Here is a 24792-nt window from a genome sequence, read left to right as displayed (position 1 = left end):
ACCTTGGGTATCTGACCCCGAACAACGTTCGGGGTCAGATACCTGTGTAAACTTGGCATAAAAAAACCACCTTACGGTGGTTTTTTTATGCTTCACACTAATCTTAAACTAAAGCGTCTTTTGCTTTAGCTACGATAGCAGTGAAAGCCGCTTTGTCATATACAGCGATATCGGCCAGGATCTTACGGTCGATTTCAATTGAAGCCTTTTTCAGACCTGCAATTAAACGGCTGTAAGATAAACCGTTCATCCGTGACGCAGCGTTGATACGCGCGATCCACAGTTGACGGAACTGACGCTTACGCTGACGACGGTCACGGTAAGCATATTGGCCGGCTTTGATAACGGCCTGGAAAGCAACCCGGTAAACACGGCTACGGGCACCGTAGTAACCTTTAGCCTGCTTTAATACCTTCTTATGGCGCGCGTGCGCCGTGACACCACGTTTAACTCTTGGCATTTCTGTCTCCTAATGACTTATGCGTACGGCATGCAACGGACTAAGCCGGCAACATCGACTTTAGCGACTAAGGTTTTTGGACCTAACTGACGCTTACGCTTAGAAGACTTCTTCGTCAGGATGTGGCGAAGGTGTGATTGCTTACGTTTAAAGCTACCAGAAGCGGTCTTTTTAAAACGCTTCGCAGCACCTTTATTGGTTTTCATCTTAGGCATAGTATTTAAACTCGCATTGTTAAATTACAACGAATAATAAGGCGTTAAAAAACTGCGGCAAGCCGCAGCTCTTTACACTTGCAGGCACTTATTACTTCTTATTTGGGGCCAGCATCATAATCATCTGACGACCTTCCACCCGTGAAGGGAAAGATTCGCAGATGGCGATATCAGACAGATCCTCTTTAATTCGAGTCAACATCTCAATACCGATTTCCTGATGCGCCATTTCACGACCACGATAGCGCAGCGTTACTTTAGCTTTGTCACCCTCTTCAATGAAGCGACGCAGGTTGCGTAGTTTTACCTGGTAATCGCCTTCATCAGTTCCAGGCCGGAATTTAATTTCCTTAATCTGGATCTGTTTTTGCTTCTTCTTTTGCTCTTTCAGAGCTTTGCCTTTTTCGAACAGGAACTTACCGTAGTCCATCAACTTACATACTGGCGGTTCAGCTGTCGGGCTGATTTCTACTAAATCGGCGCCGCTTTCTTCTGCCAGACGATTGGCTTCAGCAATACTGACTACACCCAGCTGTTCACCTTCTACACCAATTAAGCGTACCTCTGGTACGTTAATTTCTTCATTGATCCGGTTAGGACGGTTTGAAGGTAATGTTTTCTTTCCTACTTTAATAGTATGTTCCTCCGAAAAAGTTTCCTGTTTGCTTAGCTCGCGGTCCGGTTTTTAATTTCAGCGGTCAGTTTTTCAACAAAAGCAGCCACCGACATCTTACCCAGATCCTCTGCTTTGCGGGTTCTGACTGCGATATCGCCAGCTTCAACTTCTTTGTCACCAACTACCACCAGGTACGGGACGCGCTTAAGCGTGTGCTCGCGAATTTTAAAGCCTATCTTCTCATTTCTCAAGTCACTTATTGCTCTTATGCCCTGAGATTTGAAAGTTTTTACCAATTGTTGCACATATTCGGCCTGATTATCGGTAATATTCATCACCACCACCTGGGTTGGCGCTAACCAGGTTGGGAAGAAACCGGCATATTCTTCAATCAGAATACCGATAAAACGTTCCAACGAGCCCAAAATCGCGCGGTGGATCATGACCGGCACCTGCCGCTCACCACTTTCCGCCACATAGCTGGCACCTAAACGGCCTGGTAAGGCGAAATCGAGCTGGATAGTGCCGCACTGCCAGGCACGGTTTAAGCAGTCATGCAACGTAAATTCGATTTTCGGGCCATAGAAAGCGCCTTCGCCTGGCTGCAGGTCGTAGGCAATCTCATTGGCTTTTAACGCATCTATCAGGCCCTGCTCAGCGCGATCCCAGATTTCATCTGAACCAATACGCTGGGCTGGCCGGGTCGACAGCTTGACCTTAATGTTTTTAAAGCCAAAGGTGCTGTAAGTATCAAATACCATCTTGATACACTTGGTAACCTCAGTCTGCACCTGCTCTTCGGTACAGAAGATATGGGCATCGTCCTGCGTAAAGCCGCGCACCCGCATCAGACCATGTAAGCCACCTGATGGCTCATTACGGTGACAGCAACCAAACTCTGCCATCCGCAGCGGTAAATCACGGTAGGATTTTAAGCCCTGGTTAAAGATCTGCACATGGCCCGGGCAGTTCATCGGCTTAATGGCGTACTCACGGTGTTCAGACTGGGTAGTAAACATATTTTCGGCATACTTTTCCCAGTGCCCGGATTTCTCCCACAGCACCCGGTCCATCATAAAGGGGCCTTTTACTTCATCGTACTCGTACTGACCCAGCTTTTCGCGGACGAAGGTTTCCAGCTCACGGAAGATGGTCCAGCCATCGTTATGCCAGAACACCATGCCCGGCGCTTCTTCCTGCCAGTGGAATAAACCGAGCGCCTTACCGATTTTACGGTGATCGCGCTTCTCAGCCTCTTCCAGTTGGGTTAAATAGGCCGCCAGCTGCTTCTTATCGGCCCAGGCGGTGCCGTAAATGCGCTGCAGCATTTTGTTCTTCGAGTCGCCACGCCAGTAGGCGCCGGCCACTTTCATAATTTTAAAGTGTTGGCAAAAGCGCATATTCGGCACATGCGGGCCACGACACATATCGGTATATTCTTCGTGGTGATACAGTGCCGGCTGGCTATCACGCGGGATATTCTGCTCCAGAATTTCCATTTTGTAGCTTTCGCCGCGGGCATTAAAGGTATCCCAGGCTTCCTGCCAGCTGACTTTACGCTTTACCACATCGTATTCAGTTTTCGCCAGTTCCAGCATCCGCGCTTCCAGCGCCGCTAAATCGTCGCTGCTGATTGGCTGATCCAGATCGACATCATAATAAAAGCCGTTTTCAATTACCGGGCCGATCGCCATCTTCACATTGGGCCACAGCTGCTTAATGGCATGGCCTAATAAGTGGGCACAGGAGTGGCGCATAATTTCCAGGCCTTCCTGATCTTTGATAGTGACGATACTTAGGTTGGCGTCCTGGCTAATCAGCTCGCACGCATCAACCAGCTCACCATTGACCTTACCGGCGATGGTCGCTTTGGCTAAACCCGGGCCGATATTTTTGGCCACATCTAATACGGAAACAGCTTGCTCAAAGGCGCGCTGGCTGCCATCTGGCAGAGTAATAACTGGCATGATAAGTCCTTAACAGTGGTGGCCCATACCAAGGGTCACTTGTGGGGTTGAGAAAATTCAGCGCCTTGCCGGGCAGTTAATGGCTTAAACGAAAAGCCATCTGCACGACGTCGCGCGCTGAAGCAATAAAACGCAGCGGCATAGTATCATTAAGTGCCGGGACTGACCAGACAACGACAAGCCTTAGTTTCGCCATTCAGCCAGGTACCGGGCAAACGGCTTTGCCCGGAAAAGAGTGCTGGTAAGAAACTATTGGCAGGACTACACAGTGGTCCGCTGGCATAAGGGCCGGCATAAAGCAGCTTGCCGTGCTGAAACACAAGCAGCGCCGGCACAGCGGGTAAATGAAAACCGGCGGCGGCAAGCTCAGCTGCACTGCGAAAATGCTGTTCGACAGCATTTTGTTCCAGCTCAGCAGACAGTGCTTGCAGGTGCTGACGTGCCAGCCGTGAACAGCCACACTGGTTGTCCAGCACATGCACCAGCTGGCGGTCGCTGGCTGCGACGATATTTAACGCAGCTAAACTCAGCGGCACTGTCTGCCCCGCCCATCGCAGCTCAGGGTCAAAGACACCATAGTGACTGTTACCAAAGCGATATAACGCAATACTGCTTAATAACAGCCAACTGATAAACAGCGACCAGGCCAGCCAGAGGCGCTGTCGCCCTGATAATGGCAACAGTAACGTAGTTAGACGATAAATTTACCGGTCTCCTGCTGCAGCAGTGTTGCCACCTTGGCCAGTTGACTGGCCGATACGGCAACGGCTTCGCTTTGGGTGGATTGTTGCTGCGCCATCACTTTTAACTGCTGTGCGCTGCCGGCGACCTCATTACTGGCACTGTTTTGTTGCTGCAGCGCTGACGACATCGTCACTGCCGATTGTGCAACCTGACGGGCTTCAGTCAGGATTGCTGTTAATAAGGTGTCACTTTGTTCTGCGTGCTGCCGGGTATCGTTTAACTGACCAACACTTTGCTGCACAACGTCAACCGACTGCTGACTGTAACTGACTAAGCGCTCAATAATCTGCTTAATCTCAACCGTCGATGCCTGAGTTCTGGATGCCAATGTCCGCACTTCGTCAGCGACTACCGCAAAGCCCCGCCCCTGCTCACCAGCCCGGGCGGCTTCAATAGCGGCATTAAGCGCCAGTAGATTAGTTTGCTCTGCAATCGCCTGGATCACATCCAATACTTTGCGAATATCCGTGCTGGCCTGCGCCATATCATTGACCTTGTCACCGGTTTGCGCCAGTTGCACCGCCAGTTGCCGTACCGAGCCAATAGTCGCACTGACTACCTGCTGACCTGACAGGGCGGCCTGCTCGGCAGAACCTGCCGCCGTTGCGACCTGCTGCGCAATATTGTGCAAGTCCGCAATACTGTATGACATTTGCTCCGTAGCAGCGGCAATACGCTCAACTTCCCGCAACTTTTGCTGCATCCCGGCTGCCAGTTGTTTACCGTCCAGCTCCAACTTATCGGACTGCGTGTCCAGTTGCTGTACCGAACGATTAAAGGTTTGCAATGTTTGCTGTAACACCGTCAGCACCTTATTAAAACCCGCAACGACCTTTGAATCCAGCTCCATGGCACGTTGATTTAACACTACCTGCCCCTGGGTATTTAACAGCGCATCGGTGGCGTCAAATAAAGCTTGTCCAACCTTGGCCTCGCGTAACGCCTGCCGGCACATCACAACTAAGACCGCCGCCTCAACAATCACATAGGCGGCATGGATCAATACGATACCTAAGGTATTGGACTGTTCCGGCAATAAATACACGCCGGCGTTTTGTTGTTGTAGCCACATAAACAGCAAGTGATGCACGGCAATCACCGCCGCAGCAACGATAATTACCCACTGATCCCGAAACGCAAACAAAATCGCCAGTAGGACAAAGATGCCAAAGTGAATTTCGGTTAAGCCAAAGGACTGATGAATATGTAGCGCCGCAAACAACATAAAGCTGACGCCATAGCCGACACGCGCCAATAGGTGATCACCGAGTAGTTTATACAAGAAATATGGCACAACTAACGCCGGCAAACCGATAAGCAAGGCACTTAGCCAGCTACCGAACAACATTGCAAACACCAGTGCCAATAAAAACAGCAATAGATTCACGGCGGCAACAATTTTAAAAGCCTGTTGCCGGAAACGCAGGTTAAGGGTGGTCATAACTGACTCCAGTGCACAGCGAACGCTGTTGGATACAACGTATATTAGTTTACTTTTACGACTGCTGCCTTATTCGGGATCAAGGAAATTTGCGCAGAATCAGCCATACTCAGTTTAGGCAAACAACAGGATGGTACCTATGTGGCAAAGTATTGCAGAACAAATCAGCACTGAGCTGGATATTGATTTTCAGATCACCGACAAAGCGTCACTAAACGGTGGCTCGGTTAATCTGGCCTGGCATATTCAGGGCCAGGGCCGGCAATTTTTTGTCAAACTGAACCAACGCGAACGGCTGGAGCAATTTGAAAATGAACAGTGGTCGCTGCAAAAACTGGCCCAGCAAGGCGCCATCCGGGTACCAGAAGTGATCTGTGTTGGTCAGACGCTGGATAAAGCCTTTTTAGTACTGGAATATTTGCCACTACAAATGGAAACCGAACTGGGCTGGCAACAACTCGGTGAGCAGCTGGCTGCGCTGCATGCGCGGCATGAACAGGCAATGTTCGGTTTTGATTGGGATAATTTTATTGGCCTGACCGTACAACCAAATCAGTGGCAGAGCAACTGGAGCAGTTTTTTCTCAGAGCAGCGCTTAGGCTGGCAATTGCAGTTACTGGCCGAGCAAGGTTTTGGCGTAGGTAATATCGATAAAATGGTTGAACAAAGCCGCCAGCTGCTGGCACAGCATAAACCGCTGCCAAGCCTGCTACATGGTGATTTATGGCGTGGCAATGTTGGCTTTACCGCCGAAGGCCCGGTGGTGTTTGATCCGGCTTGTTATTTTGGTGATCGCGAAGCCGATGTGGCCTTTACCGGTTTATTTGCCCGTTTTCCGGAAGCCTTTTATCAAAGCTATCAGGCGGTATATCCGCTGCATGAAGGCTACCAACAGCGCAAAAGCCTCTATAATTTGTATCATGTACTAAACCATGCCAATCAATTCCGGGGCAGTTATCTGCTGCAGGCACAGGAACTGATTAAACAGCTGTTTCATTAACAGATTAAACGGAGGTTGGGATGCAGCCCATTTTCCATAGTATTCAATGCCCATTTTGCGGGCACCCGACGGATATCTGTGTCGAAGCCACCGATGAAGATCAGGATTACACCGAGGATTGCAGCAATTGCTGCAATCCAATGCATATCCGGGTGCATGTCGATGAGATGCGGCATAAGGTGCAGATTTTTGTCGATGCCGACGACGAGCAGTACTATTAGAGCGTGTTAAAGCGTTCAGCTAACAGCCGAACTACGGTGCGGATAATGGTGACCGTTTGCTGATCTAATTCGATATTCAGCTTATCGCCAACCTGCTTAGTGCCTAAATTGGTGATCTGCAGAGTCTCTGGAATTAAATACAGGCTAAAGCCCTGCGCCGTCACTTCACCGACGGTTAAACTGCAGCCCTCCACCGCAATAAAGCCTTTCGGCTGGATATAAGGCAGCAGCTCGGCGGGTACACTAAGCTCAAAGCCCACATTATCAGCATCCCGTTTAATCGCGCTCAGTGTCGCAGTAGCCTGGACATGACCAGAGACAATGTGACCACCCAGTTCATCACCAAAACGCAGTGAGCGCTCTAGATTGACGCGGCTGCCAACGACCAAAGTGCCAAGGTTAGTTTTTTGCAGACTTTCTGCTATCACATCAAAACAGACCCAGCCGGCCGCGCTATTAAATTCGGTGGCAGTTAAACACACACCGTTAATCGCAATACTGGCACCGCGTGTTAGCTGCTGTAAATAATCAGCCCCCGCCTGCACTGTTAAACGGCGAATACCGTTTACATCGTGAATTTGGGTAATCTCAGCCTGGGTTTGTACTATTCCGGTAAACATTCACACCTCTGTTTGTGGTACATTACGCGCCTATTTTTACGCTCGATACGACATTGGCGCTCATGTTACCTTTTTCCCGCTTTGAAGCCAGAACCATTTTAAAACTGTCTGGCCCGATAGTGTTAGCTCAGCTTACCCAAACGCTAATGTATTTTGTTGATACCGTTATGGCCGGCCGGGTCAGTGCTACCGATATGGCCGCTATTGCTGTGGCATCGGGTCTTTGGTTGCCGGTCGTGCTGACGATGCAGGGCTTATTGCTGGCCTTAACGCCGATTGTGGCGCAGTACTATGGCAGTAAACAAACCAAACCGATTAGCCACTATACGTTACAGGCACTGTATTTGGCCTTTATCATGGCAGCGCTGTTATTCGTGTTGATGTTATTTGCCGATATTCCGCTATCAAGGCTGAATATGGACCCGCTGCTGCGGGAAAAAACCCTCGACTACTTATTTTATGTCAGCTTTGGCTTATTCCCCGCCGCGGGCTATATGGTGATGCGCAATCTGTTTGAAGGCCTGGGGAATACCAAAGCCAGTATGTGGATTGCCTTTGTCGGGATTTTGGTTAACGTACCGGCGAACTATATTTTTATCTACGGCAAGCTGGGAATGCCGGCATTGGGTGGCGCCGGCTGTGGTGTGGCAACCAGCCTGGTTTTCCTGGCAATGTTTGTTGCTATGTTGGTTTATGGCTATACCAGTCGCAGCACCCGCCCCTACCGCCACTGGCCGGAAAAGCTGTGGCTAAGCGTTAAAGATCAATGGCAAATTATCCGCATCGGCACGCCGATTGCGTTCTCCATCTTTTTTGAAGTGACGCTGTTTGCCTGTATTCCACTGGTGATAGTGCACCTGGGGCCCATCGTGGTCGCTGGCCATCAGGTGGCACATAACTACAGTGCTATAGTCTTTATGCTACCGTTGTCGCTCGGACTGGCAACTACCATCCGGGTAGGCCATTTAGTCGGACAACAAAATGTGATGGCGCTGAAAAAGGCCATCAGCACGGCGATAGTGTTATCGGTAGCCATGTCGTTGCTGACGGTAATCTTTACGCTGCTGTTCAGAGGTTATGTTGCGGCGTTGTACTCGCCGGATCCGGCGGTTATCGCTCTGGCCAGTTCGCTGTTAATTCTGGCGGCGATCTATCAGTTCTCCGATGCGGTGCAGGTGGTTGCGGCCTGTGCGCTACGCGGTATGAAAATTACCAAGCCGGTGTTTTTTATTACCTTAATCTCGTACTGGCCAATCGGTTTTGGTTTGGGTGCCGTATTAGGTTTAACCAACTGGCTGGTGAAACCGATGGGTGTGTTTGGCTTCTGGACCGGCATTATTATTGGCCTTACCTGTGCCGCTATCGCCCTTGCGATAGTGCTGCGCAAACAGATCAACAGGATAGAGCATGCTTTTAAAACAGGTACTGCTGCTTAATCTTTTAGTTTTAGCGCTGCTGTTAAGCGGTTGCAGCGACAGTGCCGGCGTGGCAACGCTGCGCGACTATCAGCAGCGGTTAAACCGGGTGCTGGAGCTGGATAGCACTAAACCTCAGTTGCCGGCTGCGGCTGCATTACCGGCCAAGTCGGCACTGCAACAACCCTTGCCGGATCTGCGGATTAATCTGCTGGATGCCTTTGCCACCCGCCGCTGCGGCCTGGATCAGCTAATCGCCGAGCGTAACAGCAGCCTGGGTAAAGTTTTTACTGCCAGCAAACGCCTGCATTATGAACTGCGCTTTCTGGCCACGCTTGAGCTTTGCCTGACTGAAGCGTGGGAGGAGCCGCTAAAAAGCCAACTGTCGCAGGTTTACCAGCAAAAACAACAAACTATCGGTATTGCCCTGAGTAATATGCTGCAAACCGATGATACTTTGCGTAAAACCTGGCTCGGTAGCAACAAGGCACTGATACCGGGTAGCGACAACGGTTTTACCGCCAGCCTGGGCGCACTGCAGCAATTACTGGAGCTAAAACAAGCTATTGCCCGCGAAGATTGGTATAGCGCCAGCCGCATCGATCCCGAAGCCGCGCTGGCCAGCTTGTACCGCTCCGACTTCTTCCCGCAGCTGCAATTTAGTCTGCGCTACGCCAATAGCTGGTTTAATGCGGTTAACCCGCCGCTACTTAGCCTGGCACCCGCCAGCCTGTGCCCACGCGGCCAAAGCGAACAACTCACCATTTTAACCACGGTATTTCGTAAATACTTTATCGGCGAGGCACAGGCGTACCTCGCTGAGCTTAACCGCTATCAGCAGCAAAGCTGGCCATTAATCGCCGAGCTTTACCAGGACAGCCCCCTGTTACCGGTGTTGCAGCAACGCTATCAGCAACCGGCCACAGAACTGCAACAACAGCTACTACAGCACGTTGGCTGGTACCAACAACTAAACCAACTGTGTCCGGTAGGACTGACCGGCTAATTTTCAGGCAAACACAACGCTGGTACTGAAAAACACTTGCCAAAGTGCAAGGCGCGCAATAACATAGCGCCCGTTGTCAGCGACAACATTTGCGTCCTTAGCTCAGCTGGTTAGAGCACCACCTTGACATGGTGGGGGTCGGTGGTTCGAGTCCACTAGGACGCACCAAATTCCTAACAAAAACAGCACCTTATGGTGCTGTTTTTGTTTTTACTGCTGGTACACACTATCACATCGCTGCGCCTGCAAACACTTTACAAACATAAGCTGCTCACTACGAAGCTCCCGTCTCCGGTATGCTTGCCGTACCGGAGACGCGACCTGCGATGTTGGCTATAGCACGCAACCATTATACTTTGAGCTTCTTCATTGGCTTAACCTTATCCCGCACCGCCTTTATCCGCGCCAGCAATGCCTAAGCACTATGCTCACCGCTAATCAGCTCGCGGTTAACCGCCCGCCAACTTCGAAGCGCCCGTCTCCGGTACGCTTGCCGTACCGGAGACGCGATCTGTGATGTTGGTTATAGCACGCCATCATCCTGCTTTGACCTTTTTGGTTGGCTTAAGCTTTACCCGCTCCGCCTTTATCCGCGTCAGCAACGCCTCAGCGCTATGCTCACCGCTTATCAGCTCAGGGTTAGCCGCCCGCCAGTCGGCTGTGAGTTCACCGCGAAAGGCTTTCGCGAGGATGGATTGGGTCAGGTTATTTACCCGGCTAAGTGCGGCCTGAGCGGCTTGTTCAATTCGGTCGGCAAAGGCAAACATCTCTTCTACCCGGCGGACGATTTCAATTTGAATATTTATAGATGGCAGGGATAACTCAATTGACATAATATGCTTAGAACCAACGTTCCCTTGATTTACGCCACCTGTTTCACCAGCAAAAAATTGGTCTCTAAACTTATCTGAGCGAACAAAGATATTTAGATATGCAGGCAAAACGCATTTTTGATCTGGGATTAACCTTCCTACACGTTGATTAATTAAAAGATTTTTTTGATCATTAACTAGACAACCAAAACCATAATCCTTTTTAAATCGAGTACCGGTCATACTCAAAAGTGTATCGCCGAGCTTTGGAGTAAATTTTGCGAACTCTTCTGCAATAGAATGAGAGACAAATGCTGGAGAATTTTCTAAAGCCAAATACCCATCTCTAATGTTGCCTAGCTTTATCACTTGGTACTGGCCAGTCGCTTCAAACCATTCACTTTTGAAAGCAAATCCGTTTTGAAACTCAGCCACTTCAGCTAAAGTTGATTCTGTTGCTCGCCACTCTTCCGTCAACTTGCCACTCACCGCAGCAGCGAGGACGGATTGGCGGAAGCGTTTTAGGATCTCAGGGATCCGCTCGAGGCGGGCTTTGGTGTTGTCGACCTGTGCCAGCAGGGTGTCGAGTTTTTCGGCGATAACTTTTTGTTCGGCGAATGGGGGGAGCGGAAAATCAAGTTCACTAAAGTGAGCTGGTTTTAAGTTGTTGATATTTGCACCAGCAGACAACTCAGAAACCTTATTTCGGTAATAAGATCCCCTTGTATAGAAACTAATAATTTCGGGAACAACCAACTTAGTTGGTCGCAGTAACCCACAAAAAGCACCAAATCCAGCATCAATATCACTAACTGATTTTGCAGTTTTTCCAACAACAGATTTACTTCCAGACGACATCGCTACGATAATATCGTTCTTTCTAATTTTCTGTATTTCTTTAACAAGTTCAGTTTGTACATAAACAAAATCCCTGAGTATGAGTTTGTCTTTCTGTATATTATTAGCACGAATTATGGGTAAATAGCCTTCATGAGCAGTGTCTGATGATTGGCTATTGTTGTATGTTACTCCACGAAGCAGACTAACCAACTCATCCAACTTAGTTAAGGCCCACCCGGGAGGAAGTTGTTCATTTACACTATCGCCGACTACCATCACACCGCCCCTTCCAACGCCTTAAGCAACCCATCCAGCTCACTAAGCGCGGCTTCCAGCTCATCTTTAGCCTCTCGCGCCAGCACATCGGGTTCTGGCAAATTCGCGGCATCGACGCTGTCTTTATCTTTTAACCAGCTAATATCCAGCGAGTCGGCTTTATGTTCGCGGATCCAGTCACGGCTGAATTTGCGCCAGCGGCTATGGGCTAACTTGCTGTCTACGCCCTGGTTCTCATCAGTTTCAGCCACTTCAACCTGTTCAGCGTTAAAGCTATATTCGCCCTCTTGGCGTGGGCTTTGGCCATTAGGATCTTGTCCATAAACAGCTTCAAACGGCGTTAAATGCTGCTCACCAAAGGGCGTGCGCTTACCAAAGCTGGGCATATTGGTGCGTAGGTCATACACCCACACATTTTCAGTGCAGTTTTCCTGCTGGTGCTTATCTTTCGCGCTGCCTTTGGTAAAAAACAGCACATTGGTTTTTACACCCTGTGCATAGAAGATGCCGGTGGGCAGGCGCAAGATGGTGTGCAGGTTGCACTTGTGCATTAAATCGCGGCGCACGTCTGTGCCCACGCCCGCTTCAAACAGCACGTTATCGGGCAATACCACAGCGGCGCGGCCGCCGGGTTTAAGGTTGCGGTAAATATGCTGCAAAAACGCCAGCTGCTTATTGCTGGTTTTATAGGTTAAATCGTCACGGGTATTGCTGGCCTCACCGCCTTTGCTGGTGCCAAAGGGTGGGTTGGCTAAAATAATATCGGCACGCGCCAGGCTTTTACCGCTATCGCCCAGCGCATTGCCTAAATGCACTACCCCTTCAGCGTCGCCTTCCATACCGTGCAGCAAGCAGTTCATTAACGCTAAGCGGCGGGTGCCGGGCACCAGTTCAATACCAACAAAGGCGTTATTGCGCTGAAAGCTTTGCTCAGTGGCGGTTAAATCATACAAATCATCGGTATGCTGCTTAATGTACGCGTCAGCAGCAATTAAAAAGCCGGCAGTCCCCGCGGCGGGGTCTTGTACTACCTCGCCTGCTTTGGGTTTAATGCAGCGCACCATGCTGTTAATTAAGGCGCGTGGCGTAAAGTACTGGCCAGCGCCCGATTTGGTTTCACCGGCGTTTTTCTCCAGCAAGCCTTCGTATAAATCGCCCAGGCCGTCTTTAGCGGCGCTAAACCAGTCGATTTGGTCCAGCGTTTTAATCATCTGCTCTAAATGGCGTGGCTCACGCAGGCGGGTTTGCGCATCGGCGTATATGGCGCTGATTAGCGGGTCTTGGTGAACGATATTGCCCAGTGCATCTTTACCGGTCGACAGGCTTAATAAAATGCGTTTGTAATCGTTTAGCAGGTTTATACCCGACTTGCCGTTTAAATCCGTCCAGCGGCAGCCCTCTGGCAGCGGGTGTTTTTTTAAGGTGCCGGCTTCGGTGTTTTCATGCACCATTTTTATAAACAGCAGCAGTACTAACTCGGTTACGTAATCGCTGTAGTTAATGCCGTCGTCACGCAGTACGTCACACAGGTTCCAGAGTTTTTGTACTATGTCGTTGTTGGTCATGTTAATCCTGATTCAAAATTTCAATATAGGCACGGTATGCAAATACCCGGTTACGCTTTTGGCCGGTTAACTCTTGCACCCAGGCTAATTCGGGTTGTAGCAGTTTATCCATCACCTTACCCACCGTAGCAGCCGTTAAGCCACTGTGTTGTACCAGGGTATTAATATTGGCAATGGGGTATTCAAATAACACATCCAGCACCTGCTGCGCTGATGATGCTATGCGGCCGAAGCTAGACAGTGCGGCACGGTGCTCGCTGCGTAAGTTATTTAGCTGCTGCGCCATTTGCACGGCCTGGGTTGCGGTAGCGGCCACCGCATCAACAAAAAACAGCAGCCAGCTTTCCCAATCACCGCTGGTGCGTACTTGTTGTAAGCGGTCGTAATAGGTTTGCCGGTGCTTTTTAAGAAACACCGACAGGTATAACAGCGGCTGGCTTAATACCTTAGCCTGCACCAAAATCAGCGGAATAAGTAACCGCCCCAGCCGGCCATTACCATCCATAAAGGGGTGAATGGTTTCAAACTGTACATGGGCCAGCGCCGCTTTGATTAACGGGTCGGTTTGTTCTGGTATGTCATTTAAAAAGCGCTCTAAGTCGGCCCAGCACTGCGCCAACTCCTGCGCCGGCGTGGGTACAAAGGTGGCTTCATCGGCACGGTAGCCGCCAATCCAAACCTGGTTTTTGCGAAACTCTCCCGGGCCTTTGCTTATGCCACGCCCCGAGGTCATTAACGCCCGGTGTAATTCGGTAAGTAGCCGAAAGGTAATAGGATGCCCTTCGTTTATTCGGGTAACGCCCAGCTCCAGCGCACTAACGTAGCAAGACACTTCCTGCACATCGTCCATCGGCACGCCGGGCATGCCTTCCATTTCGTACAGCATTAAATCACTCAGTGACGATTGGGTGCCTTCAATTTGCGAAGACATAACCGCCTCTTTACGCACATAGCTGTATAAAAACAAACGGGCGTCGGGCAGCAAAGTGCTGATGGCATCCAGCCTGCCCAGCGCCAGCATAGCCTGATTAATGCGCCCTTGCAGCTTGCTATCGAGTTGCAGCGCCGGCTTTGGTGGCAAGGGGGCAGGCACAAAAGCCTGGCAGTTAACCCCGCCGGCAATACTGGCTACATAATGCCCTGTGCTTCCACGCTGCATAATTTGTCCTGAAGTTAAAATAAAACCGGCCGCTAATTTAACTTAATTACCAACTTAAAATAAGACCTCTGCTTAATTTAAGTTGGTTTAGTTACGATAAACCCTGCTGCAACCAAATGCCCTCGCTTAATTCTGCCAGCACCGTGTCTAACTGATCATCCAGCACTGCATTTAGCCGCTTAGCACCGCCATCGTTAGCAAAGCAGTTATTAACGAAATCCCGGTCGACCACCACTTCATGTACCAGCTGCTTGGCCAGGCGTTCTAACCACTTGCGCTGGTTAGGGTTAAAGTTGTGCTGCTGATACAAGCGCTGCATTGCTTGGGCTACGCGCTGCTCAAATGGCAACAGTGGTTCGCCCAGCGCAGCACGGCGAATATGACCAATAATGCTGGCTGCGATGTCCTGATTGGTTTGATTGCGTACCGCACCTCGTAATTTCACCTCGGAGTAACCGGCGCTATCCAGCAACAGTTTTACTTCCTTTAACTGCTCCCGGCTTAAGTCACGCGGCTTATTTACTACCACCGCCAGCGCAGCCGATTGGTTAAGCTGGCCTTTAATAAACTGATTAAAGCTCTCTAAGTAATCTTCTGGCTTTTCGTATTCACCATAGCTTTGCTTGCGTTCTTTAAGCTCGTCATGGTGATCCGACAATACCGGCTGATACACTGAGCCGACCAGGCTGTTTACTTCATTCAGCTGGTTTAACAGCCCGCTGTGTTGCTGAATAAACTGCGCCGCCTGAGTGGGCCCCATTTGCTTTAAATGGGTATGCAGGCTTTTAGGTTCTACGCCCCACAAATCTTGCAGCTCGGTAAGCTTTTGCTTAAGCGCAGGCTTACTCTCTGCTTTATTTTCGGCTTTACGCAGCACCCGCATCACTTTTTGGCTTAGCTGGCTAAGCACCACATCAGCATAGCTTTCGCCTTGCTGCTCACCGGGGCTGGCTAACGCCTGTTGTAGTTTATCCGGTGTGGTCAGCTCGTCCACCAACTGCTCTAACGTGATGTTAGGGTCTTTCACCAGCGGCTTCATGGTGTTCACATCTTGCAGTGCGGCGTAAATATCTACCGGGTCGTAAATGCGAAATACCGTTTTACCAATGTCGTCACAACGGCGGGTGGCACGACCAATCATTTGCTCGTACAAAATGCGCGATTTAACCCGGCGCATAAACACCAGGTTGCAGATGGTTGGCACATCAATACCGGTGGTGAGTAAGTCGACCGTTATAGCGATACTGGGGTAACGCTCGTTCTTGTACTGCCGGATAAGCTGCTCAACCTTATCACTTTGGCCGGTAATTTTGGCCACCGCCGCCTGGTTATAGTCGCCGTTGTACATGGCTTTAAAGGCGTCATCTAACAGGCGCTTTACCATATCAGCGTGTAAATCGGTGGCGCAGAAGATCATGGTCTTCTCGTCACCAAAAGGATCCAGCTCTTTGGCTAACTGCTGGCAAATCACCCGGTTAAAGTTCTCGTTTATTACCCGGCGGTTAAAGGCTTCAACATCAAAGTTAAGTTCGTCTTCCAGATCCGCTGATTCAATCTCACCCGTGTGGGTGTTAATGGCACTGACCTTGGCGCCCTTTTCAAACTTAATGCCATTTTGGCTAAGCAAGGTTTCAAAACGGATGGGCGGCTCGTGGTCAATCAACCAGTCATCAGCTACGGCTTCACGGTAGGAATAGGTATATACCGGTTTACCAAAGATCTCGCTGGTATGCTTGGCTGGAGTCGCGGTAAGCGCCACTTTAAAGGCATCGAAGTAGTCCAGCACACGGCGGTAACTCGACAAATATTGGCTGGCATCACGAGTGGCCAGCTCGCCTTCGGTCATCTCTTGATCCAAGGTATAACCGCGGTGCGCTTCATCGACAATAATACAATCAAACTGATCCAGTGCTGGCGGGTTATCGCTCATAAAGATACGTTTTACCATCGCCTGCACAGTGGCAACCTGAATGCGGGTTTCAGCCTCTGCCGCCATATCGCCCAGATCAGCGATATTGTATATCTTAGAGAGGGTATGGTTTTGCTCTAGCTTTGCTTCGTTAAAGGCATCTAATGCTTGCTGGCCCAAAGCGGTACGGTCAACCAAAAACAAAATACGCTTAAAGCGCTCTGCTTTTAAAAAGCGATACATTAAACCAATGATGGTGCGGGTTTTACCAGTGCCGGTCGCCATCGCCAGCAGCGCAGTACGGCGGTTTTCTGACAGTGCCATTTCTACCGCTTCGATGGCTTTTTGCTGGTACGGCCTTACTTTTAAGTAACCAAAAGGCTCTTGCTTAAGCTGCTGTTCGGCTTGCGCCTTGCTGCGTTTTAGCAGATCCAGCAAGCCTTCCGGTGTGTGAAAACTCTGCAACGCGCGCTTTAGGTTGCTCTGCTCGCGTACATCACGAAACCAGGTGCCCGATTGTTCAGCCAGTTGCGGCACATATGGCCGACCATTACAGGAATAGACAAAGGGCACTTTGTAATGGCCATCGTGACTATCCGGCCAGGCCACGGTTAAGCCTGCCAGCTCCCAGGCACCGGTTAGCGGCGATACCACATTAAAACCCCGGCTATAGCGTTCAGCCTGGTCGATTTTACCGGCCACATTGACGTTTTCTTTTTTCGCTTCGACTACCGCTATCGGCGTTAACCCGCAAAACAGCGCGTAATCGGCACGACCACCTTCGCCGTTTAATTTGGTTGGCCACTCGGCAATTGCTTTGTTTTTGCCTTTCTCTGGCCGACAACCTTTTTGAAAGGTTAACTCCTGCGTATCAACATCCCAACCGGCATCTCGTAGCTGCTGATCGATCAGAATACGAGTAAGTTCTTCATTAAGGGTAATATACTGGCTGGCCGCCTGCGTTTTTTGCTTAACGCTACTTTGTTGCTTGGCCACATCGTCACTGGCTTGGGTGGCAATTTGCTGCTGCAACTGCTGGATCTTCGCTTCATATTCTTGCTGCTGTTGCTTTAATGCCGCTTCGTGCAACGCCGCTTGCTGCGCCAACTGCTTGGCTTCTTCATCCATTGCCAAGGCTAAGGCTTCATACTCCGCCTTTTCTTTTGCAACCAGCTCATGCAGCTGTTGGCTGCTATCCAGCTGCACATTGGCCTGGTTTAAATCGGCTTTTAGCTTTTCTATATCTTGCTGCAGTTGCCGTAATTGGCTGCTGGGGTCGTTCGGTGCAATAAAAGGCCCGGCTTTAAACTGCGTACCAGCCTTACCGAAGGCCTGATGAAACCACACCGCTAACGCCCGGGCGACTTTTAAGCCATCTAGGGCCTCTTTGTGCTGAGTTTTAAACTGGTGGGTGGCTTTATTTCCCTCAATACGCAGAATATGAAACAGCTCGCGCACACTGGGGTCAAACCCCAGCTCGCGATTAAGCTTGTAAAGTAAGTCTGCTTGTGTGGTTTGCGCGTCAAAAGCAACGCCGGAGCGTGCAGCTACTTCCTGCGCTATCGCTTCAGCAAACTGGCGCAGTTTAATTAAAGTAGTATTGGGGTCAGCACTAAAGGCTCGCTCAGCACTTTGCGCCAGCTGCAAAAACAGCGGATCGTATTCGTTTAGAAAAACAAAATTAGACTGGTTGGCAGTTACAACCGGCTGCGTCATAATCCCTCATCGCAAGCTGATGATTTATCTTTAAATATTAAAGATAAGTTTGTACCACTTGTAGCAACCTAAGGCAATAATCTAACACACATGTTCTTAGAGGAAATCCAAATACTCTTTAGCTTTATTTTGCACCAAATGGCCATAGTGTTTGATGGTGGTTTGAATATTGGTATGTGCCATCAACTTAGATACCGTCAACAAATCTGCGCCTTTGGCAATTAACTGGCTAGCAAAGTTAAGCCGCAAAGTGTACAAGTTCAGGTTATCCGGTAAACCGGCTAACTCACGAATTTTCGCCCAGGGCTTTTGCATGGCTTTTTTATCCAGACGCTTACCGGTAACTAGTGATGGAAACACTAGGCCTCTGATGGGATTAGCGTTTTGAATATGCCAAGCTTTTAGATAGCACAGCTCTTTTCACTGCATAGTTAAGCATTGTTTTAAGCGCACCATATACCCGTTGAATGGTATCGTGCGCTAAACCCTCGGCCTCTTTACCCTCAATACACACAGTAATAGTGTTGATCTGGGCCGGTAACAACAACGGGGAGCTGGGACTGCTCATTGTTCATGCTCCGAGAACAAGGTATCCAGTTCATCCCAATCCGGCAGACGGTGTTGTTTAGGGGTAACTTCAAACGTCAGATCCAACGCATCCAGCACCCGTTCAAAAATATCAAAGGAACCGCTAAAGCGGCCATTTTCAATCTCGGAGATGGTTGATTTATGAATACCTGTTCGTCCGGACAACGCCTGTTGGGTATAGCCAAGGGCGGTTCTGCTTGCACGTATTGTTTTACCAATTGCTACTCGGGTTGCCATAACACCCTCCAGTGTTCGCCAATTAGCAAACATTATAGGCCTATTCTACAATGTTTGCCATATAGCAAACTTTTCTCGTCGTAATACCTGCTTGCTATATCAACACTCGCCGCTCATAGCTGCCCCCCTCCCAATTAGTCAGCATCAAAATATTTCAACTTTGCCAAAATCAAGCTGTTTGGATACGAATACCCAAACCGCGATCAGTAACACCCTAGTTGCAATGTTTAGCCTTTAACTCTATTGGCAGCCAGCAAGATAGTCTCCAGGCACCCCCACCATCAACAGCGCCACCGACTTCAGTATCTGGCTGAACGGACAACACTGCCTGCGAGCTAGCCAACTTTGCTCGTCATTCTAACCAAACCGAAATGCTGACAACTGGGTGCGCAGCACATTTTCTGAATACACTTTACGGCCGTTTGCCGCGCCGGCGGCTCCGGCAACAACCATTAGCGGCAGCAAATGCTCTTCGGCCCCGCGCGGATGGCAATCTATGGCATGGGGCGCCGTTTGCCACTGCTGCAACAAGGCATAGCGTGTTGCCGGCTCGGCCTGCACGGCATCGGTTAACCAGCGATCAAAAATCTCTGAGGGCGCGGTATAGCGGGGATCGCCATAGCCCCGCATATTATGAAAGCTCATGCCACTGCCAACGATTAGTACGCCCTGCTCGCGCAGCGGCGCCAATGCCGTGCCAAGCTGCAGATGCGCTGAGGCATCCAGGCCGCGTTGCAGTGACAGCTGCACTACCGGGATCTCTGCCTTAGCAAACATCAGTTTTAACGGGATAAAAACGCCATGGTCAAAACCGCGACTCTGCTCCAGCCGGCTGGGTAAACCCGCTGCGCTAATCCGTTCGGCAATCGCCGCCGCCAGCTCAGGTGCGCCGGGTGCCGGATAAGTCAGCTGATAAGTTGCTTCCGGAAAACCAAAATAGTCGAAAATAAGATCGGGTTTGGCCGCGGCGGTCAGCGCAAAGGCGTCATCCTGCCAGTGTGCCGAAATTAGCAGAATGGCTTTTGGCGGCGCTGGTAAATCAGACTCGATACCGCTTAAAAAAGCCGCCATCTGCTGCCAGGTATTGGCGGGGTTCCAGTTCATAAAGAAACAGGGGCCGGCACCATGTGGGATAAAATAAGTCGGCTGCGTTAGCGGCGAATCAGGCATTGCTTCAGACATCAGTAACAGCTCCTGTGGTAAAGTTGCACCAGTGTAGCTTATTCCTGCCGGAATAACGTCCGCTCCGCGATTAATAATGACGAGAGCACGTGTGACTTGCCGCTCGTGACAAGTCCAACCCTTCATGATGTCGGTTTTACATCACGACTACGGTCTCTGCTGACTTCTGTTGCCCCATCCCGACACCTCACAGTGCCAGTAGCTCTTGGCAGGGTGACAGATTCGCGCGACCTTCCTGCTTATGCCTGTCGGCTCTACGTTACAGCATTCCGTGCAAGTATTGCGCTTTAGTACTACTTAAGAAAGCTGTATGCCTGTTACGGTTTATACCAGGCGCCAACAAGAGTTGGCGCCTGGTGTTGATGATGTTAACTAGTGCTTAGTCATTGCGCTGATACGGCTGCCCTTGCTGCCACCACAGTGGTGCCGGTTCGCCTTTTAGGTAGTGATTAAAAAACTCCAGCATTTTCATGCTGTAATCCACCTTGTTGGCAAAGTCCGCCAGATGGTGATCTTCGCCCTCGTATTGCAGCATTACCACATCTTTATCCAAGCGGCGCAATGCTAAATACAGCTCAATCCCCTGCTCCCAAGGCACAGCACCGTCTTTATCACCAAATTGGATCAATAGCGGCGTGTTAATTCTATCGGCAAAAAACACCGGGGAATTATCAATATAAGGTTTGAGATTGTCGAACATCGACTCGCCAATGCGGCTTTGGCCGGTTTCATACTGGAACTGTCGCGCCAGGCCGGTTTGCCAGCGAATACCGCTATAGGCACTGGTCATATTCGCTACCGGCGCGCCAGCGACAGCAGCGGCAAAACGATCGGTTTCGGTGATCACAAAAGCCGTTTGATAACCAGACCAGCTATGGCCATGCAAACCAATGGCTTTAGGATCGGCAATCCCCAGTTCGATTAAGCGGTCAAGCGCCGGCAGTAAGGATTCGGTGGCGCTTGGCCCGGGCGCCCCCTCACGAAAGCGGATATCCGGTAAAAACACCACATAATCCTGCCCTAAGTAAAACGGGAAGTTCGGCCGGTGATTAACCCGCATCTGGTTATAGCTAAACAAACGGTCAGAGAATTGCTCGTAGTAATACACCAGCACCGGATAGCGCTTAGCTGGGTCATACCCATCCGGTGTTAATACCACGCCTTGCAGCCGCTCGCCATCGGCGGTAAACCAGTCAATCAGATGGCTGTCGCCCCAGACGAAATGGCGCTGCTGCGGATTAACATTAGTTAGCTGCGTTGGCTCGCTAAAATCAGGCTTCGCCAGTTTAAGATCCGGAAACTGGCGAAAGCTCTGCTCGGTAAACAGGTAGGCATCCTGCTGTTCCAGCGCTTCAACAAAATCGTAGCGCTTATTGCCGCTGATCAGGGTTTGTCGTTCACCCGTTGCCAGGTTCAGCTGATAAAAACCGCTTTGTTTGCTCTGCTCGTTAAAACCGCGTAATAGCAGCTTGCTATTTACGGCAATAGCCTGCGCTTTGGCATCGGTTTGTTCAAAGCGATAACGCCAATTTGTGTCGCGGCCATTTACCGTCAGATTACGGTTGTCGCCATTCAGGCCCAGTTGCCAGATATCAAAGCGATCATAAACCAGCACCGCCGATTCATCGGCTAGCCAGCCGGCTACGCCGTAAGCTGCGGCAGGCTCTGGCCGATCGTGCATTTCATCAACCCAGGACACCTTAATATCCGCAGCCAGCTGGCGTTTGCTGCCATCGCTGCTATCGAATAACCAGAGTTTGCCCTGCTGCTGATACAACGCATAACGGCCAGAGGGTGAGAGGTGCGCACGCTCGTAAGACGGGTTGCCGGCAAAGACCTGCTGGCGTTGTCCGGTGTGCAAATTAACATGCCAGATATCATGTAACCGGCCCTGCCAGGTCAGTTGCTGCAGATAAGGTCGGCCATTGCTGAGCAGCGCCGCCTGCGGGTTTTGCGATGGATACAGCCGATCTTCGATATCGGCACTTAGCGCTACCAGTCGTGGTGTGGCGCTGCTTACCAGGCTGCTGTTATCCACACTGCTATTATCCAACCAGAGCAAGGCCGGAGCTGTGCGGCGCTGCGCTTGCTGATATTCCGCTTTTTGCTGCGGGATAATCCGCGGATCCTGACCATGCCACACCTGCAGTTTTCGCCCGGCGGCCAGGCGAGCTAAATCAAACAGCTGCTCGTCATTTTCCAGTGCCTCCGCTTCTACTGTCGGCGCGACGAGCGGCCGAAAACCTAACAGTACCGCCCGGCTATCCTCACGCCACTCAGGTGCCTGCTTATCGCTTAACAGCCAGCCTTCTTGCGCCACAGTTAATGGCCGCGCCGGGTTTTTAGTACTGTTTGTTGAATCTTTAGCCGACCAATGCCACAGCTGCTGAGCAACTTCCTGGCCTTTTTCGGCTTTAGCAGCGCTAAAAAATACCAGTTGCTGGCCATCCGGGCTAAAACGCAATTGCTGTTTGATGTCGGCGTTAGCTTCAGTAAGTGTCAGGCTGCGCTGCTCGGCAGGGAAATAAACTAACACCTGCTGGCTTGGTTTGGTGTTTTTTGCCGCTTTGTCTGTTGTGGTTTGCTTAGTGGTGGCTTGCTCAATGCCTGCTTGCTCAACGCCTGCTTGCTCAATGACCAGGGCGATTAAGTCCGAGTCTTTGGCGGTAGCAAACTCTGTCACCTGCCCTAAATCGCTCACTTTACCGCTTTGTAAATCCAGCAGTTGGAGCAATTGGCTGCTGTCTTTGCTATCGGCTTTGCGCGCCAGTAACAGGGCATAGTTACCGGCACCGGTAAAGCTAAAGCGTTCGATATTGGTAAATACCCGCTGCTCGCCAGTCGTGGTATTAACTAATACCGCGTTCTGCGCTAGGGCATCACGTTTAGCCTTATCGTTTTTAGCTTGTTCACGCGCTAACAGCGGCGCCTGCTGGCGAAACAGCGCAAAACTGCCGGTTTGATTGAGCTGGCCACGATCTGCGCGCTCAATACTAAACTCGCGCTCGCTGAGTAAATGCCGCACATAGCCGGTACTGTCGCCAAAATCCGGCTCAGCCGTATAAAGTAGCCACTGCTGATTACCGCTAACCGCACGCTCTTTGATCTCGCGAAACTGCATAATGTCGCTCAGGCTTAACGGTTTAAGATGAGTCACATCGGCGCTACTGGCCGCAATAGTCACGGCGCTTGGCTGCAGCTGCGCCGTGTTAGTTGTCGTTCCAAGCTGACTACAGGAAACAAGGGAAAACGAGACTGCCAGTGCCAGGGCGACACGGCTAACAGAGTATTGAAGTCTTTTCATAGCAAGCACTTATTCTGGTTATTTTGCAGTGCTTACCCTAGCACAGGGAGAATTGCGCCAGCAGCAAAATCCTGCCAACTGGCGATTTGACAGGATAAAAAGCAACATCTGTATTTTAGTGAATGTCGTTTTCAGGTGATCGGTTATTCACACTAAAAACTCAACTATTGCTTTTGCCTTTCATTCTTAGGTTATGATAAGCAACTAATTATCTTTGGATTGAGTTATGCGCTTTATCCCCCGCTTTGGCCCCGCCACCCTGGTTACTGCTGCTTTTATTGGACCTGGTACCGTAGTTACTGCATCACTGGCCGGTGCTAACTTTGGTTATGCTTTGCTGTGGGCCTTGCTGTTTTCGGTGTTAGCAACGCTGATTTTGCAGGAGATGGCGGCACGATTAGGCATCGTAACCGGTCGGGGGCTGGGTGAGAATTTGCGCCAGCAACTGCAACATCCGCTGCTGCGGGTCTTACTTTATCTGCTGGTTATTGCCGCTATTGTGCTGGGTAACAGTGCCTATCAGGGCGGTAATCTGACGGGTGCCAGCCTGGGTGCTGAAGCCATTTGGGGAGATACCGCCTGGCGACTTGCGCTGGCAGAGCACAGCAAGCTGAATCCCTGGGCTTTGCTATTAGGCGCCATCGCTGCGGCGATCCTATGGCAAGGCCGCTATCAGTTAATTGAGCGCTGGTTAATTGGCCTGGTGCTATTAATGAGTCTGGCCTTTATCAGCAGCATGCTGCTAACCCAACCGGCATGGTCGGCCATACTGCGCGGACTTTTAGTACCGCAACTACCGGAGGGCGCAACGTTAACGGTGATTGCACTGATTGGTACTACCGTTGTGCCCTACTCGCTGTTTTTACATGCCGCCAGTGCGGCCCGTAAATGGCAAACTACCGACAAAGCCCAGGCGCTGGCGGAGTCTGCCGCCGATCTGCGTACCGCTATTCCGCTGGGTGGCCTAATTACTCTGGCAATAGTCTCGACGGCGGCTAGCGCATTTTTTGGTAAAGGACTGACGCTTAGTAACGCCGGTGAGCTGGCTCTGTCGCTGGAGCCGCTGTTTGGTGCCAGTGCCCGTTATCTGATGGCGCTGGGCTTACTGGCCGCAGGCTTATCATCGGCACTAACGGCACCACTGGCCGCGGCCTATGCGCTGCAAGGCTTATTGGCTCTCAATCCGCAGCAGTTTCGCATGACCTGGCTGCTGGTGATGGTAATGGGTATTACCATATCCAGCCTGGGGCTGAAACCCTTAAGCGTGATCTGGTTTGCCCAGGTCGCCAATGGCATTTTATTACCGATCATTACGCTTTGTCTGTTAGTCGCAGTCAATTCCAAAGCGCTGGGGCATTATCGCAATACCAAACGGCAAAATCTGCTCGGTTTTAGCGTGCTGGCTATCACCCTGCTGTTAAGCGGCCGCACCCTCTACCTCGCCATTAGCTAACTTATCCACACGTCTCCGGTACCGGTAAGAGCTCAGACCTCCGGCT

The 24792-nt window shown here is 50.6% G+C and carries 20 protein-coding genes and 1 tRNA gene; 6 read left to right on the top strand and 15 right to left on the bottom strand.

Translation table 11 applies throughout. The features are described 5' to 3' along the window. Window positions 1-103 precede the first annotated feature (103 nt). The 6 genes from rplT to AEST_RS15535 all read right to left on the bottom strand — a co-directional run bounded on the left by rplT (window position 104) and on the right by AEST_RS15535 (window position 5443). Window positions 104-460, bottom strand: coding sequence for a 50S ribosomal protein L20 (rplT, locus tag AEST_RS15555; RefSeq protein ID WP_008610188.1), 357 nt, complete (start codon window positions 458-460; stop codon window positions 104-106). Window positions 461-477: 17 nt separating this feature from the next. Beyond that, window positions 478-675 carry a 50S ribosomal protein L35 gene (gene rpmI / locus AEST_RS17105; RefSeq protein WP_083216218.1) on the bottom strand — a complete coding sequence of 66 codons (198 nt, stop codon included), beginning with the start codon at window positions 673-675 and terminating at the stop codon, window positions 478-480. Between the two features lie 91 nt (window positions 676-766). Then, on the bottom strand, window positions 767-1309 hold the full coding sequence (gene infC / locus AEST_RS15550; protein ID WP_083216217.1) for a translation initiation factor IF-3: 543 nt from the start codon (window positions 1307-1309) through the stop codon (window positions 767-769). 32 nt (window positions 1310-1341) lie between these two features. Next, on the bottom strand, window positions 1342-3258 hold the full coding sequence (thrS, locus tag AEST_RS15545; RefSeq protein ID WP_008610186.1) for a threonine--tRNA ligase: 1917 nt from the start codon (window positions 3256-3258) through the stop codon (window positions 1342-1344). Window positions 3259-3407: 149 nt separating this feature from the next. Then, window positions 3408-3938 (bottom strand): DUF6436 domain-containing protein, encoded by a 531-nt coding sequence (locus AEST_RS15540; protein WP_008610184.1) that lies wholly within the window; start codon window positions 3936-3938, stop codon window positions 3408-3410. A gap of 11 nt (window positions 3939-3949) precedes the next feature. Next, window positions 3950-5443, bottom strand: a complete 1494-nt coding sequence (locus tag AEST_RS15535) for a methyl-accepting chemotaxis protein (RefSeq protein ID WP_008610182.1) — start codon at window positions 5441-5443, stop codon at window positions 3950-3952. 139 nt (window positions 5444-5582) lie between these two features. On the opposite strand from AEST_RS15535, the gene AEST_RS15530 reads away from it, so the two are divergent. Then, window positions 5583-6443: a fructosamine kinase family protein gene (locus AEST_RS15530; RefSeq protein WP_008610181.1), complete on the top strand. Its 861-nt coding sequence runs from the start codon at window positions 5583-5585 to the stop codon at window positions 6441-6443. Between the two features lie 20 nt (window positions 6444-6463). Beyond that, window positions 6464-6664, top strand: a complete 201-nt coding sequence (locus tag AEST_RS15525) for a CPXCG motif-containing cysteine-rich protein (protein ID WP_008610179.1) — start codon at window positions 6464-6466, stop codon at window positions 6662-6664. Here the strand turns inward: AEST_RS15525 and AEST_RS15520 are convergent. After that, window positions 6661-7284, bottom strand: a complete 624-nt coding sequence (locus AEST_RS15520) for a riboflavin synthase (RefSeq protein ID WP_008610178.1) — start codon at window positions 7282-7284, stop codon at window positions 6661-6663. The two genes, AEST_RS15525 and AEST_RS15520, sit on opposite strands and share 4 nt — an antisense overlap. Window positions 7285-7346: 62 nt before the next feature. Between AEST_RS15520 and AEST_RS15515 the strand changes: the two genes are divergently transcribed. The 3 genes from AEST_RS15515 to AEST_RS15505 all read left to right on the top strand — a co-directional run bounded on the left by AEST_RS15515 (window position 7347) and on the right by AEST_RS15505 (window position 9873). Then, window positions 7347-8720: an MATE family efflux transporter gene (locus AEST_RS15515; protein WP_008610177.1), complete on the top strand. Its 1374-nt coding sequence runs from the start codon at window positions 7347-7349 to the stop codon at window positions 8718-8720. Continuing rightward, window positions 8692-9705 carry a DUF3080 family protein gene (locus tag AEST_RS15510; protein ID WP_008610176.1) on the top strand — a complete coding sequence of 338 codons (1014 nt, stop codon included), beginning with the start codon at window positions 8692-8694 and terminating at the stop codon, window positions 9703-9705. The genes AEST_RS15515 and AEST_RS15510 overlap by 29 nt, the downstream gene beginning before the upstream one ends. 91 nt (window positions 9706-9796) lie before the next feature. Beyond that, window positions 9797-9873 (top strand) — tRNA-Val (locus AEST_RS15505). A 368-nt stretch (window positions 9874-10241) separates the two neighbouring features. Here AEST_RS15505 and AEST_RS15500 read toward each other — a convergent pair. The 8 genes from AEST_RS15500 to AEST_RS15460 form a co-directional block, all read right to left on the bottom strand. Next, window positions 10242-11633 carry a restriction endonuclease subunit S gene (locus tag AEST_RS15500; protein ID WP_008610174.1) on the bottom strand — a complete coding sequence of 464 codons (1392 nt, stop codon included), beginning with the start codon at window positions 11631-11633 and terminating at the stop codon, window positions 10242-10244. Next, the gene (locus tag AEST_RS15495) at window positions 11633-13198 is read right to left on the bottom strand and encodes a class I SAM-dependent DNA methyltransferase (RefSeq protein WP_008610173.1); all 1566 of its coding nucleotides are present in this window, start codon (window positions 13196-13198) and stop codon (window positions 11633-11635) included. Before AEST_RS15495 ends, AEST_RS15500 begins: the two co-directional genes overlap by 1 nt. A gap of 1 nt (window position 13199) precedes the next feature. Then, window positions 13200-14357: a Fic family protein gene (locus AEST_RS15490; RefSeq protein WP_008610172.1), complete on the bottom strand. Its 1158-nt coding sequence runs from the start codon at window positions 14355-14357 to the stop codon at window positions 13200-13202. A gap of 91 nt (window positions 14358-14448) precedes the next feature. After that, window positions 14449-17982: a type I restriction-modification system endonuclease gene (hsdR, locus tag AEST_RS15485; RefSeq protein ID WP_008610170.1), complete on the bottom strand. Its 3534-nt coding sequence runs from the start codon at window positions 17980-17982 to the stop codon at window positions 14449-14451. Window positions 17983-18078: 96 nt separating this feature from the next. Next, entirely contained in the window at window positions 18079-18342 is a 264-nt protein-coding gene (locus AEST_RS15480; protein WP_008610168.1) for a tyrosine-type recombinase/integrase, read from the bottom strand. Between the two features lie 204 nt (window positions 18343-18546). Beyond that, window positions 18547-18807 (bottom strand): helix-turn-helix domain-containing protein, encoded by a 261-nt coding sequence (locus tag AEST_RS15470; RefSeq protein WP_008610166.1) that lies wholly within the window; start codon window positions 18805-18807, stop codon window positions 18547-18549. 357 nt (window positions 18808-19164) lie between these two features. Next, complete coding sequence (locus AEST_RS15465) at window positions 19165-19989, bottom strand: DODA-type extradiol aromatic ring-opening family dioxygenase (protein WP_008610165.1); 825 nt, start codon at window positions 19987-19989, stop codon at window positions 19165-19167. Between the two features lie 379 nt (window positions 19990-20368). Next, complete coding sequence (locus AEST_RS15460) at window positions 20369-23293, bottom strand: alpha/beta hydrolase family protein (protein WP_008610164.1); 2925 nt, start codon at window positions 23291-23293, stop codon at window positions 20369-20371. Between the two features lie 226 nt (window positions 23294-23519). Between AEST_RS15460 and AEST_RS15455 the strand changes: the two genes are divergently transcribed. Next, window positions 23520-24746 (top strand): Nramp family divalent metal transporter, encoded by a 1227-nt coding sequence (locus AEST_RS15455; protein ID WP_008610163.1) that lies wholly within the window; start codon window positions 23520-23522, stop codon window positions 24744-24746. The last annotated feature ends 46 nt before the right edge of the window (window positions 24747-24792 follow it).

This window comes from Alishewanella aestuarii B11, assembly GCF_000280055.1.
GTDB classification, from domain to species: Bacteria; Pseudomonadota; Gammaproteobacteria; order Enterobacterales; family Alteromonadaceae; genus Alishewanella; species Alishewanella aestuarii.
This window is presented reverse-complemented; position numbering and strand designations above follow the sequence as displayed.